The sequence below is a fragment of the Rhizobium lentis genome (assembly GCF_014200175.1).
GTDB classification, from domain to species: domain Bacteria; phylum Pseudomonadota; class Alphaproteobacteria; order Rhizobiales; family Rhizobiaceae; genus Rhizobium; species Rhizobium mulingense.
Map to the genome: position 1 here is coordinate 73,120 of NZ_JACHBD010000004.1, position 17,024 is coordinate 90,143.

The window sequence follows — 17,024 nt, forward strand, 5'->3', positions numbered from 1 at the left end:
GTCACTCATGCCGCAGCGCCTCGATGGGATTCAACTGGGCGGCCCGTCTCGCCGGGAAATAGCCGAAGATCATCCCGATTGCGGCGGAGAAGAGGAAGGCGACGGCGACCATCATCGGGCTGAAGACGAAGGGGACTTTCAGGAGGGTCACCGCCACCAGACCAAGGCTCAAGCCCAGCACGATGCCGGTGATGCCGCCGAAGAGCGAGAGCGCCACGGCTTCGACCAGGAACTGGGTGAGCACCTGGTTTTCGAGCGCGCCGATCGCCAGGCGAATGCCGATTTCGCGGGTTCGTTCGGTGACGGAGACCAGCATGATGTTCATGATGCCGATGCCGCCGACGAGAAGGCTGATCGCGGCGACCGCGCCGAGCAGGCCGGTCAGAAGCGTCGTCGTGCCGGTCATCGCCTCTGCGATCTGCGTCATGTCGTTGACGTTGAAATCGTCCTGGCGGCCGGGAATGATCTTGCGGCGCTCGCGCAGAAGGTTTTCGACGTCAGCCTGCACCTTGGCCGTGGAGACGCCGTCGCGCGCCGAGATGATGATCTGCGGCACGTTGCTGTTGCCGCTGATGCGCCGCTGGAACACCTTTACCGGCATGATGACGACATCGTCCTGGTCAGTGCCCATGCCGGACTGGCCGCGCTTGGCGAGCACGCCGATCACAGGACACGAGACCTTGCCGACGCGGATCTGCTGGCCGACTGGGTCGGCGGCGCCGAAGAGCTGCGAGCGAACCGTTTCGCCGATGATGCAGCGGGACTGGCCGCGTTCCTCGGCGGGCGTGAAGATGCGGCCAAGCGCCAGGTTCCAGTCCTGCGCGATGAAATAATCGTTGGTGGTGCCCGAGACGCTGGTCGAATGGTTCTGGCCGCCGAAAATCACGGTCGCGGTCGACTGGTTGAGCGGCGCCACGGCCCTTAAGCCGCCAATCTGGTCGCGGATGGCGGCGACGTCCTTGACGCTGAAACGCTTGGCCTCGGAACTCGCGCGTCCGGGGCCGAATTGGCCGGGGCGGACGAACAGCATATTGGTGCCGAGCCGCGACAGTTCGGTCGAAACCTGCGCGGTCGTGCCGTTGCCGATCGTCACCAAAGCGATCACGGCGGCAACGCCAATGACGACGCCGAGCACGGTGAGGAAGGATCGGAGCATGTTGCGGCTGATGGCGCGTAGCGCGAGTTTGAGCGTCTCAAAGAACATGATCCGCCCTCCTCCGGTGCTCGACCTCGGTCTCGAGCTTGCCGTCGACAAAGCGCAGCAGCCGCTCAGCATAGGCGGCGATATCTGGCTCATGCGTGACCATGACGATGGTGATGCCCTGCTCGCGGTTCAGCCGCGTCAGCAGATCCATGATCTCGACGCTGGTCTTGGTGTCGAGGTTGCCCGTAGGTTCGTCGGCAAGCAGCAGCGCCGGTTCGGTGACGATGGCGCGGGCGATGGCGACGCGCTGCTGCTGACCGCCCGACAGTTCCTGCGTCTTGTGGTGCTCGCGCCCGGTGAGGCCCACCAGCGCCAGGGCCTCGCGCGCCCGTTCGCGCCGCTCGCGCACCGCCATGCCGCGATAGATCAACGGCAATTCGACATTCTCGACCGCCGAGGTGCGCGGCAACAGGTTGAAGCCCTGGAAGACGAAGCCCAGCATGTGGCGGCGCAACAGCGTCAGATGACCGCGGTCGAAGCCGGAAGTCGGGATGCCCTGGAAGACGTATTCGCCTGATGTCGGCACGTCGAGGCAGCCGAGAATGTTCATCGCCGTCGACTTGCCGGAGCCGGACGGACCCATGATCGCGACGAATTCATGGGCCGCGATCGCCAGATCGACATGGTCGAGCGCACGGATCGCCGCCTCGCCCTCGCCGTAAATTTTCGAGACCTGCCTGAATTCGATAAGCGGCGGGCTTGTCATCCATCTCTCCGCCTAGTTCGCGCGTACCGCAGCGTCGGTCACCAGCGCGTCGTTTTCCTTGAGTTCGCCGGAAACGACCTGGGTGAACTGCCCGTCGGACGACCCGACCTGGATGACGACAGGCGTGGGGCGGCCGTCGCGCAGCACCCATACACGGCGCTCCGCGCCCGTCAGCGCCTGTGCTGCATTGCCGCCGCGCCGGCGTGGCGGGCCGAAGATTCCCATAATGCCGCGACCACGTCGTTCGACCTGCGGCGGGGCATAACGGAGCGCCGCATTGGGCACCATCAGCGTATCCTTGACGGCCTCGACGGTGATATCGGCGGTCGCCGTCATGCCGGGGCGCAGCAGAAGATCGGCATTGTCGACGGAGAGGACCGCCTTGTAGGTCACGACGTTGTTGACCACTTCGGACGCGAAGCGGATCTGTTCGATCTCCGCGGGGAAGGACCGGTCGGGATAGGCGTCGACCGTAAATTTCGCCTTCTGGCCGACGGCGATCTTGCCGACATCGGCCTCGTCGACATCGACCTGCAGCTCCATCTTCTTCAAATCGCCGGCGATGGTGAAGAGGATCGGCGCCGAAAGTGAGGCTGCGACGGTGGCGCCGGGATTGACCGAGCGAGTGAGGATGACACCATCGATCGGCGAGATGATCTTAGCCTTGGCGAGATTGACCTCGGCAAGCTGCAGGTCGGCTTCCGAGGCGAGCACCTCGGCTTCGTTGATCTGTTTGGCGGCGACAGCGGAATCATATTTGTAGGTGGCATCGTCGAGGCTCTGCTGGGTGGAGACATTGCTCCTCACCAGACTCTTCAACCGCTCGAGCGAGGTGCTTGCCGATTCGAGATCGGCGTTGGCCTTGGCGACATTCGCCCTGGCCGAATTGACCTTGGCGCGCGAACTCTTCACATCCGCCTCGAGCTTGTTGGTGTCGAGCTGCGCCAACACATCGCCCGCCTTGATCGTGCTGTTGTAATCGACGTTGACGTCGCGGACGGTGCCGGAAAGTTCGCTCGATATATCCACCTGCTCGGTCGGCTGCACCGAGCCGGTGGCGGTGACAAGCACCGTCAGGTCGCCGCGTTTTGCCGGCTGAGTTGTGTAGCTCACTTCGCTTTGCCCGCTGCCGGCATAGACATAAGCGGCAGCCGCGGCGGCAGCGGCGAGGATCAACAGGATGAGCAGGCGTCCGCGCCAGCGGCTACGCCTGTCCCGCTTTCCCGATGCGGCAAGAACCGCTGCGAGGTCGGGCGTCGGGCCCGCCTTTGCTCCGGTTTCGTTGCCGCTCACGATTTTATTCATGTCATCCTCGATCAGTCAGTGGCCGCCTCGGCCCTGCAATGAACTAATCACACCGCAGATGAACCGGGAATTAGCGTTGCCGCCGAACTGGCACGGAATTGCGGACGGGCGAAATGAAATATTGGTAAGAATAGTCAGGTTTTAGCGCGGCAAGCGCTCTCAGCCCGCATCCTCGGCATATTGCCCCGCGCCCGGCAACTCACGCAGCCAAGCTTCGCGCCGCTTGATCCAGAGTTCTTCGGTAGGTTCGAGGTCGGTGGGAGGACTGTCGAGCGAGCCGAGCCGGATTTCCACCGTCTTCTCCTGCAGGCAGAAGAGCCTGCCGCCGCAGACAGGGCAAAAGCTGCGACCGGCGAAGGTGGCGATTTCGCCGGTGTGGGAAAAGTCCTGTCGCGGCCAGACCGCGAATAAAACGAAGGCGGAACCGCTCGATTTGCGGCAATCGGTGCAATGGCAGAGGCCCACGCGGAGCGGCTCGCCTTCTACCCTGTAGGCGACCGCCCCGCAAAGGCAGCTTCCGGTTCGCCTTCGCATCGCGGCCGTCAAGAATCGAGACTGGTGGGCAGCCCCGGAGGACGGCGCTTTGCCGCCATCAGCAGATCGAGTTCGGTGGCGGAGGGCCCAAACTTCTCATAGAGACGCTTGGCCTCCTTGTCGTCCAACCGGTATTTCCTGGCGAATTCGCTGAAGCTGTAGGGGCGGCCACGCAGAACTCTTCGCGCCGGGGTCGCCATTTTCGGTGCGTCGGTCATGGTTTCCTCCTTTTATCTGGTGCCTTTTAAGTTAGAGCGGCAGATCGAATAGGAAAGAGTCGAGCGGACGCTTGTGGACCGTGAAGCGGGATGGATGCGGCTGATTTTCCTGGAACCTTTTCGCCGATACCCGGTTTTCGAAGCGAGGTTGCGGGCCGCGCCAAGCGGACGCAGCGGTGCTGGAGAACATCGGGATTTTTCCGCTTTCTCCCGGTGGCCAACGAAACGGCAGGCGAGCTCCCTACCCGCCCGGTCCGCTTCCTCCTCTCTCGTTCGGCATGAGATCACGAAATGTTAAAATGCGGAACGCACGTGCCGGAGCGTGGTTGTTCACCCGAGGTCGACGTGGCCTCAGTTGATAAAACCAAGGAGAAACCATATGGCAAACCAAGGTGGAACGCACGAACAGCACGTCAAGGCTGGGCAGCAGAGTCACAAGAACGACTCCGATACCCGCAGCACCTCTTCAGGCGGCCGCGACGCGCAGTCCAGCGGAACCCGCGGCGGCAGCCATGAGCAGCATGTAAAGGCTGGTCAACAAAGCCACAAGAACAGCCACTAAAGCCGTCGTGATGTGAAAATTCTGGCCCGCGCCTCCATTCCGGTGCGGGCCTTTTCGGCTCTCAGGACAAGCGCCGGCCATCTTCGCCGAAGAGGTGCAGCACGGCGGGATCGAGATGGAGTGGCAGGCTGTCGCCGGATTTCATCTGCTGCTGGCCGGCGAAGACCGCGATCAGTTTCTTGCCTGATGCCTCGGTGTGGACGACAGTTTCGGACCCCAGTTCCTCGACAAGGACGACCCTTGTGTCCAGCCGGCCTGCGGCGGCTCCATCGGCCAGGGTGATGTGCTGCGGCCGGATGCCGATGCTGATTCTCTCGCCCGCCGGGCGCGTCTCCCGGGCAGTGACCGAAAGGCGATGGCCGCCGACGGTTTCTACCTCGGCAAAACCGTTCTCGTGGCCCATGATTGAGCCTTCCAGGAAATTCATGTGCGGTGCGCCGATGAAGCCGGCGACGAAGCGGTTGGCCGGCTTGTTATAGAGTTCCAGCGGCGTTCCGATCTGTTCAATCCGGCCGCTTCTCAGCACAACGATGCGGTCGGCAAGGGTCATCGCCTCGACCTGATCGTGGGTGACGTAGATCATCGTCGCCTGCAGCCGGGCATGAAGGGCCGCGAGCTCGGCGCGCATCGTGACACGCAGTTCGGCATCGAGGTTCGACAGCGGTTCGTCGAGCAGGAAGGCATCCGGGCGGCGGACGATGGCGCGGCCGATCGCGACACGCTGGCGCTGGCCGCCGGAGAGCTGGCCCGGGCGGCGCTGCAGGAAGGGCACTATCTCCAGCATGCGGGCAGCGTCAGCGATGCGGGCTTCGATCTCGGCCTTGGGCACCTTGGTATTTTCGAGGCCGAAGGCCAGGTTTTCCCTGACGCTCATATGCGGATAGAGCGCATAGGACTGGAAGACCATGGCAAGGCCGCGGTCGGCGGCGCCGATCTCGGTGACATCCTTGCCGTCGATGGCGATGCTGCCGCCTGTGGGCTTGTCGAGGCCGGCGATCAGGCGCAAGAGCGTCGATTTCCCGCAGCCGGACGGGCCGACGAAGGCGATGAATTCGCCGTCGTTGACCGAAAGCGAGACATCGCGGATGACCTCGACGGCGCCGAAATTCTTGACGATGTTCCTGAGCTCGAGCTCGCTCATGCACTCTCCCCTGTCATATTATTTCAGTCCGGAGCCGGCGATACCAGTGGTGATGAAGCGCTGCAGGAAGACGAAGATCAGCACGACAGGGATCATCGAGACAACGGTCATGGCAAGAATATAATGCCACTGCACATTGAGCTCGCCGGCATAGACGTTGAGCCCGACCTGCAGCGTGTAGAGTTCCTTGCGCGACAGCACGATCAACGGCCAGAGGAAATCGTTCCAGCGCCAGACGACCGAGAAGATCGCCAGCACCGCCAGCGCCGGGGCCGACAGCGGCAGGATAATGCGCCAGTAGATCTGCCATTCACTGGCCTTGTCCATGCGCGCGGCGTCGATCAGCTCGTCGGGGATGGTCAGCATATATTGCCGCAGCAGGAACACACCCGTCGGCGTGGCGACGGTCGGCAGGATGACGCCCCAGAGGCTATCGAAGAGGTTCAGCGTCCCGATGACGGAATAGAGCGGCACGACGATGACCGATAGCGGAACCATCAGCGTCGCAAGGATCATCAGCATCACGGCAGTGCGGCCGGGGAACTGGTATTTCGACAGCGCGAAGGCTGCCATGGAATTGACCAATAAGGTGATGGCCGTCGCCACCACGGTCACGAAGACGGAGTTGCGCAGGAACAGGAAGAAGTCGAAGCGCTGGAAAGGCTCGGTGTAGTTGTTGGTCGCGAATTCGACCTCACGCACCGGCGTGCGGTCCTTGATGTTAACCTTGACGATTTCGCCGGGCTGTTTCGGATCGACCATCTGGCCCATGATGCCGATGCGGCGGACTTCGGCGAGCACATGGGTGCTGCCATCCGGCATCGTCACCTTGTAGAGCGGCAAAGGCTTGTCGTAACCCGGCAACACGGCCTGCTCGGTGACATAGGGCAGGAAGGACGGCGGGAACTCGGCAAGGGCGGCCGGCGTCTTGAAGGAGGAGAAAACCAGCCAGACGGCCGGGCCGAACATCAAGATGACGCCCGAAATCAGCCAGATCCAGGTGACGACGTCGGTCCAGTGCCAGCCGCGGCCGCGGCGGCGAAGCAGGAAGGTGGCGACGGCACTCATAGACTTTTGCCCTTCTTCTCGTTGCGGCTGCTTGCGGCGAGCTGGACCAGCGTCAGGATGACGAGCACTATGCCCATCAGAATCGAGGCGGCCGATGCCAATCCCGGATTGCGCAGCGAACTGGCAAAGCCGGTCTCGTAGATAAACTGGGTGATATACATGGTGCTAGTGCCGGGGCCGCCGCCGGTGAGCACGAAAACCTCGTCGAAGATCTGTACCGCGCGGATCAGCGCCAGGACGAGGACGACGATGAGGTTCGGCATCAGCAGCGGCAGGGTGATGCGCCGGAAGATGCGGGTGGGGCTCGCCTTGTCCATCGCCGCCGCTTCGTAGAGATCCCTTGGGATCGCCTGCAGGCCAGCGAGAAGGATCAGTGCGTAAAAGCCCATATGGGCCCAGACCGAAACAAAGACGGCGAAGAAGAAGGCCCAGAAACGATCGCTGAGCCAGGAGAAGGGTTCGAAGCCGAAAGGGCTCAGCGCATAGTTCAACAGGCCCTCGCGCTGAAGGATCCACTTCCAGATCAGGCCGACGACAACGGGCGACAGCAGCACCGGAAAGAAGAAGACGGCCCGCCAGAAGCCACGATTGGAAAGTTCGCGGTTGAGTATCAGTGCCGTTGCGAGAGCCGCGACCAGCATCGCCGACACCTGGAAGACGACGAAGACCGCGGTGTTGCGCACGGCAGCCCAAAAGGTGTCGGCAGCGCACGTCGAGGGGTCGAGATAAGAGCGGCAATCGAAGAGGATGCGATACTGCTCGGAGCCGACATAAGTCCTGTTCGGAAGGAAGATGGCGCCGCCACTGGTCGTCGAATAGATGAAGTTGATGACCAGCGGGAGGAGCACGAAGATGGAAAAGATCAGCATGTTGGGCGCCAGGAAGACGCCCGCCATGCCGTTCAGCCCCGTCAGCTTCTGCCAGGCGCGCATAGGGATGTCGACGATCCCCATGGCAAGCCTGACAGGCGTAAGGAGCGCCTGCCGCAGACCGGCTTTCGCCGGCGGTTCGGAAGAAACCGTCTTCTCCGCCATCCGCTCTTCCGTCAGTTGCCGGCGACCTTGGCCTTGATGTCCTCGTCGATGCGGGCATAGGCGTCGTCGAGCTTCATCTCGCCGGCGATCACCTGGCTGATGCGGGCAACGATCGCGCTGTAATAGGCGTCCGACCATTTCCAGCCGGGCAGCTTCATGGCGGGCGCGGCCGTCTGCGCCGCCGATTCGACAAAGGCTTTCAGCGCCGCCTTTACATGCGGGTTGTCGGTCTTGAAGTCCATCTGGCCGGCAGCGACACCTTTATGCGCCGGAATGAACAGGCTGCGCTCAGCAAACTCCTTCTGGACATCGGCGCCCGCCAGATAATCCATGACCTTGGCGACGTCTTTCGGGTTCTTGGTGTATTTGACCGCGACGAGGCCAGCGCCACCCTGCATACCGGTGCAGGCGACCGTGCCGCAGGGGCTTCCAGCCATCACCCAATCGAAGCTGTCGCCGATCTTCTGGGCGAATCCGGAGAGCTGCCAGCTTCCCGAGTAATAATAGGCAAGGCCGCCATTGATGAAGTCCTCAGCCGCGGCACGATAGGTGGTGCCGGCGGCGCTGACCCAGACATCCTTGTTGACGATGCCCTCCTCGTTCCACTTGACGAAGCGGCTGAGGAATTCCTTGGATCCCTGATCGATCGGCGCCGGCTTTCCGTCGGCAGCGATGTAGTTGGCGCCGTAGGAAATGTTCGGGCCGGAGACGCGGTGGCCGGAGCGGTCGATCGCCATGGCGAACACCTTCTGACTGTCGGCGACCTTCTTGGCGGCGGCCGCCCAGTCATCCCAGGTCGCTTTCGGGCCGGGAATTTCGACGCCGGCCTGTTCGAACAGCGTCTTGTTGACGAAGCCGCCGGTCAGCGTCAGCTGGGTCATGAAGCCGGTGATGGCGTTCGAGCCGTCTGGGCGCATCCAATCAGCCTGGGCGCCGAAATTGTCGTCCCAATATTTCGCATCGGCAAGGAGCGGGCGAAGATCGAGCCAGTGCTGCGCCTGCGCCTTCAGATTGGTGACGCGGGCGATATCCGGCCCTTTGCCGGCTTCGAGCTGTACCGGCAGCTGCTCCTTGACGACGTCATAAGAGACCTCGTCGAGGATGACGTTGACATCGGGATTGGCCTTGGAGAAGCGCGCCAGCAGATCCTTGATGACAGCGCCTTCGCCGCCGTCGGAATACCACATGATGCGCACATCGCCGGCGTGGGCGGCGACCGAGCTCAAGAGAATGGCAGCCAAAGCCGCGCCGATCGATTTCATTCTGGTCATTTTCTCCTCCTCCTGACCGATGAATTCCTACAGCGCCGCGCCTCTTTTCAGACGCGCAAAGGACGCTGTAACACTCTGAATTGCTGCATAATTTTATCATTAAATCGATTCCGATTTTAAGGAATTATGCAGCAGGTCCGGCCGGGTCCTCCACCTGCCGGGCGCGTCTTCTACGAGGCCGCCCGCCGAAGCTGCCTGCCCGGTATCGTGAGATGTACCGCGTCTCCCCGCACCGACCAGTCCGAGGGCCGAAGAATGCGGCCTTCGGCGCGCACCGTGCCGTCCTCCTCGAAGATGACCTCGCCATAATCCGGATCGACGAAGACCAAGGCACCCTCGCCGTCGCGCCGGACCGAGTGCGCGGCGAAACGAGCCCGCATGCCGTCGAGACCGCTTTCGCGACCGAGATCGGAGAGACGGACGATCCAGCGGCCGCTGCGGCCGGCCAGGCGCAGTTCCATGTCCGTGGTCGGGCCGTGCTTCACCGGCTCCAGCGGCCCGTTGCCGATCAGCATTGCGAGGCCGCCACCAGAGCGGGCGAGCGCCACATTGCCGTCAAGCGCCGTCTCGTCGAAAGCTTCAAGCGGGAACCAGGCATGGGTGAATTCCGGCTGACCCTGATGGATGGAGAAATCGAGCATCGCCAGATCGCGATACTGATGCACGCGCGGCAGCGTTCCGCAACCGCCCCAGTAGCTCGGTCGGCCGTAACCGAACTGGATGGTTTCGCCGGGATGGTTGATCCAGATCTGCGCTTCCGGCCGGTCGCTCAGGCGCAGGTGAAGCACCGTCTCCTGATAGCCCCAGGCGCCGGGGCGATAATGGGCGATGGTGCCGAGCGCGGTGTCGCGCGTCTTGTAATGATAGAGGGCAGCGAACCGGTTTTCGCCCTGCGAGAAGGTCCATTCCTGCGCCTCATCAGACCGGTGGGAGGCGATTTCGGCCAGCGCCTCTGGAAAACGCAGGCCGTGATCGCGGATGCAGACGGCAAGCTGCGGCAGCGCGTGGACGCGCCGGCCGTACCAGCCGCGGCCCCAGAGCAGTCGGGCGATGCCTGATAGTTCGACCGAGCGGCCGGGGCGAAGCGTATGTTCGTAGGAGCGGCCCTGGCTGCCGGTCAGCATGCCATGATGGGCCGAGCGGGCGACGATCTCCATCAGGCGGACGATGCTGGCATTGGCGCGGGCGCGGATCGTCTCGTCAGGCGCGCAGGCGGCGAGCGCCGTCAGGCCCTTGAGGTCGATCGGGAAATAAGGAACGGAATTCCATTCGGCCATTTCCCAGCGCTCGAAATGATCGAGCCAGGCACGAACCCGCTCTTCGCCGACCTTCATCTGCTCGGCGCCGGTGCGGCCGGAGCGAACGAAGACGGCATCGGGGAAAAGCTGACCGCCGAGATAGGCGGCGGTGTGGAAGAGCAGCGCATGGTTTTCGGAAAAATACCACTGAACGTCGTTGCCCGGCTCGTCCATCCAATAGCGGTAATTGAGAACGGCGTGCTCGATCCTATCGCGCAGTTCCGGTGACAGAAGATCGCTCCAGCGTGTATAGGCAAACAGCAGCGGCACCAGCACGAAATCGGCGCAGTCGTGGCAGTCCTCGATGACGGGCAGCATGGCCGAGATCATCGCCTCGGTCTCCTCGCCGCCCTGCCCCAGCGCCAGACGGGCGAAAGCGCAGACCGTATCGGGCTCGGAATGGGCGGCGACCTCGGCAAGCGCCTCGGCGATGCGATCTTCCAGCGCAGCCGGCGCCGGCCCTTGACGCGCGGGATGACAGATCTCGACACCGAGGGTGCGGGCGGCGGACAGCGTACCGGTTTGGAAGGTGATGCGGAAATGGCGGAAATCGGCTGGCATATCAGCCGAGCTTCCGAGCGCCAGCTTGGTCGCGCCTTTTTCCAGCGTGAAATCATAGTCGAAGCGCTCGGTCGACATGAAGTCTCCTTCGATCTCGACATGGCAGCCCAGCGCCAGCGGCAGCGGCGCGGGAAACAGGATCGTCACGTCCTCGCCGAGATAGGCGGTGCGGTCGAACCGCATGCCTTCGAGGATCGCCTCCAGCCCGTCCGCCTCATCGGCGGCGATTGGAACGGGAAGTGATGTTTCGACTGCCGGGCCGTCGAGATAATCCAGCTGGAAATAGAAGCGGGCGTCGCGCTCGGCGAGATCGTCGAAATAGATTCGGATCTCATTGGGGCCGGCGGCGAGCTCAACCTCGAAGATCTGCTGGGCTTCCAGATTGCGCTCGTAGGGCGCCATGAAGCCCTGCTCGCGGCCGTTGACGAAGAGGATGGCGCCGCCGCAGGTCGACAGGCGGAGCCTGGCTGACCCGGCCGTGCCGGCATCAAGGAAGGTGCGCGCCCAGCACCCGATGCGTGTCGGGCGGAACCAGAATCCGGAGAGATCGACACGCGGCGAGGCAAAGGGAAGCCACCAGCGGATGGCCTCGAATTCGCCAACCGGTTGCGGCCTTTGGCCGGAGAAGGATGTCTTGAATTCGGTGCGGCAGGGATATTCATGCGGGATGAAGTTCTTCGTCTTGGTGACGAAGAAAAACGGATCCATGCTGCCTTCCATCGGCCGGTCGGCGACGTCGTAGCGCGCCTGCGAGAGAGGGCCGAGCTGCCAATAGACGATCGGGCTATTCTTGGCGGTTTCGCGGCGGAGATGGGAGAGCTGCTCAGCGGCCATCTGAAACCTGGTCCGGCTGCCTTGGGATTTTCGAGAAAACGCCGACGCATGGATGGCGGTCAAGCCCCATCTTCAAAGCCTCCCTGCTCTGCCGCTTGTCGCGGACTCCTCGGGGGCAATTGTGCATAGGCATTGCATTTGCGCAACGTGAAAGATTTTTGCATAAAAAGAGCGGGAGTGAGGAAAACGACATGGCCCCGGATCAGAAGAAAGGCAGGCGCACGCGCCTCGACGACATCGCCGCAAGATGCGGCGTGTCGATCAGCACGGTGTCGCGGGCGCTCGCCGGCGAAAAAGGCGTCAGGCCCGAGATCCGGAAGCTGGTGCTGGAGACGGCCAGCGCCGTTAGCTATGCCCTGCCGGCCAGTGTTGCCGGCAAGAAGGTCATGCTCGTCGCCTCCGGCGCGGCGATGATCGACTACGTCCGCAACCAATTCACCCTCTACGTGCTCGAAGGCCTGAATGCGCGTGCCGCCGCGCTCGGCATCGAGATGGCGATGCGCCCCGTTGCCGACAAGACGGACGAAGCCCGCGTCATCGCCGAGATGCGCGACGATGCGAGCTTCGGCGGCATGCTGATCCTGACCGTCGATGAGGAGGATATGCTGGCGGCGGCCGCCGGCTTGGGAAAACCGGTCGTGCTCGTCAATACCGACGATCCCTATATGCGGCTTTCGAGCGTGACGCCCTGCAACCGCTCGGCGGCCTTCATTGCCGCCGAGCGGCTGATCAAGGCCGGCCACGAACGCATCCTGTTCATGCTGCGGCCGGGACGGCGGACGATCGAGCGGCGCCTGGAGGGCTGGCGCGACGCTCTGTTGCATCACGGGCTACAAGCCGACGCCGAGCTGGTACTCGAGGTCGACGACTGGCTGCCGGAATTGGGCGCCGAGGCAGTTACCCGCCTCGTGCGTGACAAGGGCCTGTCCTTCACCGCAATCCTGACGGCGGGCGACAGCCTTGCAAATGGCGCCGTGCACGGATTGCAGGCGATGGGATATGCCGTGCCGCAAGACGTCTCGGTCATGGGCATCGACGACCTACCGCAATCGGCCTTTCTCAATCCGCCGCTGTCGACTGTGCACATTCCGATGCGCGAACTCGGCGCCACCGCGCTCGATCTGTTGCGCGACATGATGCTCGGGCTTGCCGCCCCGCGCCGGCGCGTCGAGCTCGCCTGCCATCTCGTCGAAAGGGGCAGCGTCGCAACCGTCAGCCATCCGCAGGAGGTTGCGCCGCAATCATGAAATTCCTGGCCATTTCAGGAAGCGCCCGCCGGGCTTCCACCAACACCGCTATGCTTTATGCTCTGCAGTCGGTTGCCGGCTCGATGCATCAGATTTCAGTCTATGATCGCGTGGGAGAGCTTCCGGTCTTTTCGCCCGACCTCGAGCAGGATCCTCCGCTCGAAGTGGAAGCTCTTGCAAGGGCGATCGTCGACGCGGATGGGCTGATCCTGGCGAGCCCCGAATATATCCGATCGATTCCAGGCGGGCTGAAGAACGCCATCGACTGGCTCGTCTCCCGCAACGAGGTGATCGGCAAACCGATCGTGCTTGCACATGCGTCGCATCGCGGCAACGACATGCTCCACCAGCTTCGCATCATTCTCGCCACGCTGAGCGATCGTTTCAACGAGGACCTTTTCCTGCGGCTTCCTCTGATGAAGCTTTCCCCTGATGAGGTTGCCGCACATCTTTCCGCCCCTCGGCATCAGGAGGAAATGCGCCGTTTCCTCGACGATTTCGCAAATTACTGCGCGCCAGCCGTCAGGCTTCCATGAAGCTCGCCTCGAACAACTCGCGCGCATAGGCATCATGCGTGGTGCCCGCCTGCAGATCCGCCCTGGTGAGTTCGTCGACGAAGCCGCCATTCTTCATGATCAGCACCCGGTCGCACATATGGGCGATGACCGCGAGATCGTGGCTGACGAGCAGATAGGTCAGCCCCTTCTCCTCGCGCTGATCGGCGAGCAGGTTGAGGATTTCGGCCTGGACAGAGACGTCGAGCGCCGATGTCGGCTCGTCGAGAAGCAGGATGGGCGGCGACAGGATCAGCGCCCGGGCGATCGCCACACGCTGCCTTTGTCCGCCGGAAAGCTCGTGCGGAAACCGATTGGCGAAGCTTGCCGGCAGGCCCACCTGGATCAATGCGTTTTCGACCTTCGACCAGATCTCGGAATGGCGCATGGCGCGTAGCGGCTCGGCGAGCGCGGTGCCGATGCGATGGCGGGGATGCAGGGATCCATAAGGATCCTGAAAGACCATCTGGGCAAGCGTCAGTTCCTCGCGGGAGCGTTTCTTGCCGATCGGCTTTCCGCCGAGCTCGATCTGGCCGGTCCAGCCGGCCTCCATGCCGGCAAGGCAGCGCAGCACCGTCGATTTGCCGCAGCCGGATTCGCCGACGATGCCGAGCGTCTCGCCGGGCTTGACCTGAAAACTGATGCTCCTGACGACATGGTTGGTCGATTTACCCGATCCGAAGACGACATCGAGGTCACGCACATTGATCATTGCACCGCCTCCAGATCGAGTTTCGCCCGGTCGAGAACCGCGAGCCGGCGCACCGGGCTCTTCGGGTCGGGCAGCGCCGCTATCAGGCCGCGGGTATAGGGATGGCGGGCCTCTTCGAGACGGGTCAGGGTTTCGACGATCCGGCCGGCATACATGACGATGATGCGTTCGCAGAAGGCCGCGACCATGCGGATGTCGTGGCTGATCAGAAGCAGGCCCGAATTGTTTTCCCGCACCAGTTCGTCGAGCAGCAGCAGCACGTCCTTCCGCACGCTGACATCGAGCGCCGAGGTCGGTTCGTCAGCGATGACTAGCTTCGGCCGCGCCAAGAGCATCATGGCGATCATCACACGCTGCCCCATGCCGCCGGATATCTGGTGGGGATAGAGCGCCATGACCCGGTCAGGATCGCTGATGCGCACGCGCTCCAGCATGGCGCGGGCAGCATCCTGCGCCTGGCTGCCGCGCAGGCCGAGATGAAGGCGGGCAGCCTCGGCGATCTGCTTGCCGATCGACAGCACCGGATTCAGCGAATAGCGAGGGTCCTGCATGATCAGTGCAATGTCCTTGCCGCGCAGTGCGCCCATCTGGCGCTCGCTCTTTGCCAAAAGCGGACTGCCGGCGAGATCCATGCGCTCGGCAGAAACGATCGCCGCCGGCGGCAAAAGGCGCATGATCGCCCGCCCCGTCGTCGATTTGCCAGAACCGGATTCTCCGACGATCCCGACACGTTCGCGGCCGACATCGAAGCTGACGTTGGAGACGGCGGGCACGGCGCCTCGGCCGAACCGGACATTCAGCGCCTTGACGGAAAGAACGGGCTGGAGATCACGATCTTGCATGGCGGGGATCCAGAATGTCGCGCAGAGCATCTCCGGCGATGTTGAAGGCAAGGCTCGTCAGCAGGATGGCGATACCGGGCATGACCGCGACCCACCAATAGTCGAGCATGAACTTGCGGCCGTTGGAGATCATCGCGCCCCATTCCGGCGCAGGCGGCTGGGCGCCAAGCCCGAGAAATCCGAGCGAAGCCGCCGTCAGAATGATGCCGGCCATGTTGAGGGTCAGGCGTACGATCACCGAGGGAATGCACATGGGGGCGATATAAACGAGAAGAATGCGGATCGGCGAGGCGCCGTAGAGACGGGCGGCCACAACATAGTCGGCGTTTCTGACGACCAGAGCCTCGGCACGCGCCAGCCGGGCGATCGGTGGCCAGGCGGTGAGTGAGATCGCGATGATCGCGGTGGTCAAGCCGGCGCCGAGCGCCGCAGCAAAAGCAAGCGCCAGGATCAGCGACGGGAAAGAAAGAACGATATCGGTGGCGCGCATCAGCAGCGCATCGATGCGTCCGCCGAAGAAGCCCGCGACTACCCCGATCAAAAGACCGATCGGCCCGACGATCAGCGAAATCGATAGCACGGTCTGGATGGTGATGCGCGTGCCGAAGATGAGGCGGCTCAGAATATCGCGACCGAACTCGTCCGTGCCGGCCGGATGCGCCAGGCTCGGGGGCTGCAGGGCGTCCCCGAGCGATTGGATGACCGGATCGTAAGGCGCCAGCAGCGGCGCGAAGATCGCGATCAGGCAAAGCAGACCGAGGATGACAAAACCGGCAAGGCCAAGCGGCTCGGCAGCCAGTTTGCGGCCGGCCCGCGCAAACGACGCCGCCATGCGGCTTGGCACGCTCGGAGGGCGAACCCGGATGTCGCTGCGGATAACATCGCTCATCGGGCCGTCTCCCGCATGCGCGGATCAAATGTCGCGTAGGCGATGTCGGCGAGGAAGTTCAACAGCATGAAAATGAATCCCACAATGATAGTGCCGGCCACGATGGCGTTCATGTCGCCGATCATTAGCGCATTCGTCATGTATTGGCCGATGCCCGGCCAGGAAAAGACGATCTCGGTCACGACGGCGCCTTCGAGCAATCCGCCATAGGAAATGGCCAGGATGGTGATCAGCTGCACGGCTATGTTCGGCAGGACATGGCGCCAGATCGTGCCGAAGGGGCTCACACCCTTGGCGCGTGCCGCAATGACGTAATCCTGGCTCAACTGCTCCAGCGTGAAGCTGCGGGTCATGCGGGTGATGTAGGCCATCGCGGCATAGGCGAGGATAATGGCCGGAAGGATGATATGGCCGAGCGCATTCCAGAAGATCTCCGTCTCGCCCTGCAGGAGACTATCGACCAGCAACAGCCCGGTCTGCGGGGTGACGAGACCTTCGTAAAACACATCGACCCTGCCCGGCCCGCCGACCCAATTCAGGCCGGCGTAAAAGATCACGAGCCCGACGATGCCGAACCAGAAGACCGGGATCGAGTGACCAACGAGGGCGACGACGCGGGCGACCTTGTCGATCAGGCTGTCGCGAAACAATGCCGCGACCAGGCCGAGCGGAACGCCGACAAAAGTCGAAATGATCACCGCCAGCGTCGCAAGTTCGAACGTTGCCGGAAAGGCCTGAGCGAGGTCCGAAGAGACGGGATTGCCGGTGAGCACGGCCGTGCCGAAATCACCATGTGCCAGACCGTTCAGGTAGAGGAAGAACTGCTGATAAATCGGCAGATCGAGCCCCAGACGCGTCCGCATCGCCGCATAGGCGGCGGGATCGGCAAGCTCGCCGACGATGGCGCCGACGGGATCCGTGGGCAGGACGCGGCCGATCACGAAGGTCACACAGAGGAGGATGAACAGGCTGACAAGCAGATGCGCCAGGCGTCGGCCAAATTCGGCTACAGAGAGTTCCTTCATGATCGGCTGCCTCGGGAGT

17 protein-coding genes are annotated in these 17,024 nt (G+C 63.0%); 3 read left to right on the forward strand and 14 right to left on the reverse strand.

Features of this window, described 5'->3' with window-relative positions; genetic code table 11:
- Position 1: 1 nt before the first annotated feature.
- From GGI60_RS10930 to GGI60_RS10950, 5 genes are all read right to left on the reverse strand, one after another.
- Complete coding sequence (locus GGI60_RS10930) at positions 2 to 1,204, reverse strand: ABC transporter permease (protein WP_183915606.1); 1,203 nt, start codon at positions 1,202 to 1,204, stop codon at positions 2 to 4.
- Positions 1,194 to 1,910: an ABC transporter ATP-binding protein gene (locus GGI60_RS10935; RefSeq protein WP_183915608.1), complete on the reverse strand. Its 717-nt coding sequence runs from the start codon at positions 1,908 to 1,910 to the stop codon at positions 1,194 to 1,196. The genes GGI60_RS10930 and GGI60_RS10935 overlap by 11 nt, the downstream gene beginning before the upstream one ends.
- 12 nt (positions 1,911 to 1,922) lie before the next feature.
- The gene (locus GGI60_RS10940) at positions 1,923 to 3,215 is read right to left on the reverse strand and encodes an efflux RND transporter periplasmic adaptor subunit (protein ID WP_183915610.1); all 1,293 of its coding nucleotides are present in this window, start codon (positions 3,213 to 3,215) and stop codon (positions 1,923 to 1,925) included.
- Positions 3,216 to 3,374: 159 nt separating this feature from the next.
- The gene (locus tag GGI60_RS10945; RefSeq protein WP_183915611.1) at positions 3,375 to 3,749 is read right to left on the reverse strand and encodes a GFA family protein; all 375 of its coding nucleotides are present in this window, start codon (positions 3,747 to 3,749) and stop codon (positions 3,375 to 3,377) included.
- An 8-nt stretch (positions 3,750 to 3,757) separates the two neighbouring features.
- Positions 3,758 to 3,967: a hypothetical protein gene (locus GGI60_RS10950; protein WP_064683680.1), complete on the reverse strand. Its 210-nt coding sequence runs from the start codon at positions 3,965 to 3,967 to the stop codon at positions 3,758 to 3,760.
- Between the two features lie 379 nt (positions 3,968 to 4,346).
- On the opposite strand from GGI60_RS10950, the gene GGI60_RS10955 reads away from it, so the two are divergent.
- A complete protein-coding gene (locus tag GGI60_RS10955) occupies positions 4,347 to 4,529 on the forward strand; it encodes a hypothetical protein (protein WP_183915613.1) in 183 nt (60 codons plus the stop codon).
- Positions 4,530 to 4,590: 61 nt separating this feature from the next.
- Here the strand turns inward: GGI60_RS10955 and GGI60_RS10960 are convergent, their stop codons facing one another.
- The 5 genes from GGI60_RS10960 to GGI60_RS10980 form a co-directional block, all read right to left on the reverse strand.
- Complete coding sequence (locus GGI60_RS10960) at positions 4,591 to 5,670, reverse strand: ABC transporter ATP-binding protein (protein WP_183915615.1); 1,080 nt, start codon at positions 5,668 to 5,670, stop codon at positions 4,591 to 4,593.
- An 18-nt stretch (positions 5,671 to 5,688) separates the two neighbouring features.
- Positions 5,689 to 6,738 carry a carbohydrate ABC transporter permease gene (locus tag GGI60_RS10965; RefSeq protein WP_183915617.1) on the reverse strand — a complete coding sequence of 350 codons (1,050 nt, stop codon included), beginning with the start codon at positions 6,736 to 6,738 and terminating at the stop codon, positions 5,689 to 5,691.
- Positions 6,735 to 7,772, reverse strand: coding sequence for a carbohydrate ABC transporter permease (locus GGI60_RS10970; protein WP_183915619.1), 1,038 nt, complete (start codon positions 7,770 to 7,772; stop codon positions 6,735 to 6,737). The genes GGI60_RS10965 and GGI60_RS10970 overlap by 4 nt, the downstream gene beginning before the upstream one ends.
- 11 nt (positions 7,773 to 7,783) lie before the next feature.
- Positions 7,784 to 9,043: an ABC transporter substrate-binding protein gene (locus GGI60_RS10975; protein WP_183915620.1), complete on the reverse strand. Its 1,260-nt coding sequence runs from the start codon at positions 9,041 to 9,043 to the stop codon at positions 7,784 to 7,786.
- Positions 9,044 to 9,213: 170 nt separating this feature from the next.
- Positions 9,214 to 11,736 (reverse strand): hypothetical protein, encoded by a 2,523-nt coding sequence (locus tag GGI60_RS10980; protein ID WP_183915622.1) that lies wholly within the window; start codon positions 11,734 to 11,736, stop codon positions 9,214 to 9,216.
- Positions 11,737 to 11,927: 191 nt separating this feature from the next.
- Here GGI60_RS10980 and GGI60_RS10985 point away from each other — a divergent pair, with 191 nt between their 5' ends.
- The gene (locus GGI60_RS10985; RefSeq protein ID WP_183915624.1) at positions 11,928 to 12,983 is read left to right on the forward strand and encodes a LacI family DNA-binding transcriptional regulator; all 1,056 of its coding nucleotides are present in this window, start codon (positions 11,928 to 11,930) and stop codon (positions 12,981 to 12,983) included.
- Positions 12,980 to 13,519, forward strand: coding sequence for an NADPH-dependent FMN reductase (locus GGI60_RS10990; RefSeq protein WP_183915626.1), 540 nt, complete (start codon positions 12,980 to 12,982; stop codon positions 13,517 to 13,519). The genes GGI60_RS10985 and GGI60_RS10990 overlap by 4 nt, the downstream gene beginning before the upstream one ends.
- Here GGI60_RS10990 and GGI60_RS10995 read toward each other — a convergent pair.
- The 4 genes from GGI60_RS10995 to GGI60_RS11010 are packed head-to-tail and all read right to left on the reverse strand — an operon-like array spanning position 13,506 to position 17,005.
- Positions 13,506 to 14,249: an ABC transporter ATP-binding protein gene (locus tag GGI60_RS10995; RefSeq protein WP_183915628.1), complete on the reverse strand. Its 744-nt coding sequence runs from the start codon at positions 14,247 to 14,249 to the stop codon at positions 13,506 to 13,508. The genes GGI60_RS10990 and GGI60_RS10995 overlap by 14 nt on opposite strands.
- Positions 14,246 to 15,091, reverse strand: coding sequence for an ABC transporter ATP-binding protein (locus tag GGI60_RS11000; RefSeq protein WP_183915629.1), 846 nt, complete (start codon positions 15,089 to 15,091; stop codon positions 14,246 to 14,248). The genes GGI60_RS10995 and GGI60_RS11000 overlap by 4 nt, the downstream gene beginning before the upstream one ends.
- The gene (locus GGI60_RS11005) at positions 15,078 to 15,980 is read right to left on the reverse strand and encodes an ABC transporter permease (protein WP_183915631.1); all 903 of its coding nucleotides are present in this window, start codon (positions 15,978 to 15,980) and stop codon (positions 15,078 to 15,080) included. The genes GGI60_RS11000 and GGI60_RS11005 overlap by 14 nt, the downstream gene beginning before the upstream one ends.
- The gene (locus GGI60_RS11010) at positions 15,977 to 17,005 is read right to left on the reverse strand and encodes an ABC transporter permease (protein ID WP_183915633.1); all 1,029 of its coding nucleotides are present in this window, start codon (positions 17,003 to 17,005) and stop codon (positions 15,977 to 15,979) included. Before GGI60_RS11010 ends, GGI60_RS11005 begins: the two co-directional genes overlap by 4 nt.
- Positions 17,006 to 17,024: the final 19 nt, after the last annotated feature.

Excerpts from the sequence above, each read along its gene's own strand:
- GGI60_RS10930 (WP_183915606.1), bottom strand. The coding sequence starts at position 1,204 with ATGTTCTTTGAGACGCTCAAACTCGCGCTACGCGCCATCAGCCGCAAC.
- GGI60_RS10935 (WP_183915608.1), bottom strand. The coding sequence starts at position 1,910 with ATGACAAGCCCGCCGCTTATCGAATTCAGGCAGGTCTCGAAAATTTAC.
- GGI60_RS10940 (WP_183915610.1), bottom strand. The coding sequence starts at position 3,215 with ATGAATAAAATCGTGAGCGGCAACGAAACCGGAGCAAAGGCGGGCCCG.
- GGI60_RS10945 (WP_183915611.1), bottom strand. The coding sequence starts at position 3,749 with ATGCGAAGGCGAACCGGAAGCTGCCTTTGCGGGGCGGTCGCCTACAGG.
- GGI60_RS10950 (WP_064683680.1), bottom strand. The coding sequence starts at position 3,967 with ATGACCGACGCACCGAAAATGGCGACCCCGGCGCGAAGAGTTCTGCGT.
- GGI60_RS10955 (WP_183915613.1), top strand. The coding sequence starts at position 4,347 with ATGGCAAACCAAGGTGGAACGCACGAACAGCACGTCAAGGCTGGGCAG.
- GGI60_RS10960 (WP_183915615.1), bottom strand. The coding sequence starts at position 5,670 with ATGAGCGAGCTCGAGCTCAGGAACATCGTCAAGAATTTCGGCGCCGTC.
- GGI60_RS10965 (WP_183915617.1), bottom strand. The coding sequence starts at position 6,738 with ATGAGTGCCGTCGCCACCTTCCTGCTTCGCCGCCGCGGCCGCGGCTGG.
- GGI60_RS10970 (WP_183915619.1), bottom strand. The coding sequence starts at position 7,772 with ATGGCGGAGAAGACGGTTTCTTCCGAACCGCCGGCGAAAGCCGGTCTG.
- GGI60_RS10975 (WP_183915620.1), bottom strand. The coding sequence starts at position 9,043 with ATGACCAGAATGAAATCGATCGGCGCGGCTTTGGCTGCCATTCTCTTG.
- GGI60_RS10980 (WP_183915622.1), bottom strand. The coding sequence starts at position 11,736 with ATGGCCGCTGAGCAGCTCTCCCATCTCCGCCGCGAAACCGCCAAGAAT.
- GGI60_RS10985 (WP_183915624.1), top strand. The coding sequence starts at position 11,928 with ATGGCCCCGGATCAGAAGAAAGGCAGGCGCACGCGCCTCGACGACATC.
- GGI60_RS10990 (WP_183915626.1), top strand. The coding sequence starts at position 12,980 with ATGAAATTCCTGGCCATTTCAGGAAGCGCCCGCCGGGCTTCCACCAAC.
- GGI60_RS10995 (WP_183915628.1), bottom strand. The coding sequence starts at position 14,249 with ATGATCAATGTGCGTGACCTCGATGTCGTCTTCGGATCGGGTAAATCG.
- GGI60_RS11000 (WP_183915629.1), bottom strand. The coding sequence starts at position 15,091 with ATGCAAGATCGTGATCTCCAGCCCGTTCTTTCCGTCAAGGCGCTGAAT.
- GGI60_RS11005 (WP_183915631.1), bottom strand. The coding sequence starts at position 15,980 with ATGAGCGATGTTATCCGCAGCGACATCCGGGTTCGCCCTCCGAGCGTG.
- GGI60_RS11010 (WP_183915633.1), bottom strand. The coding sequence starts at position 17,005 with ATGAAGGAACTCTCTGTAGCCGAATTTGGCCGACGCCTGGCGCATCTG.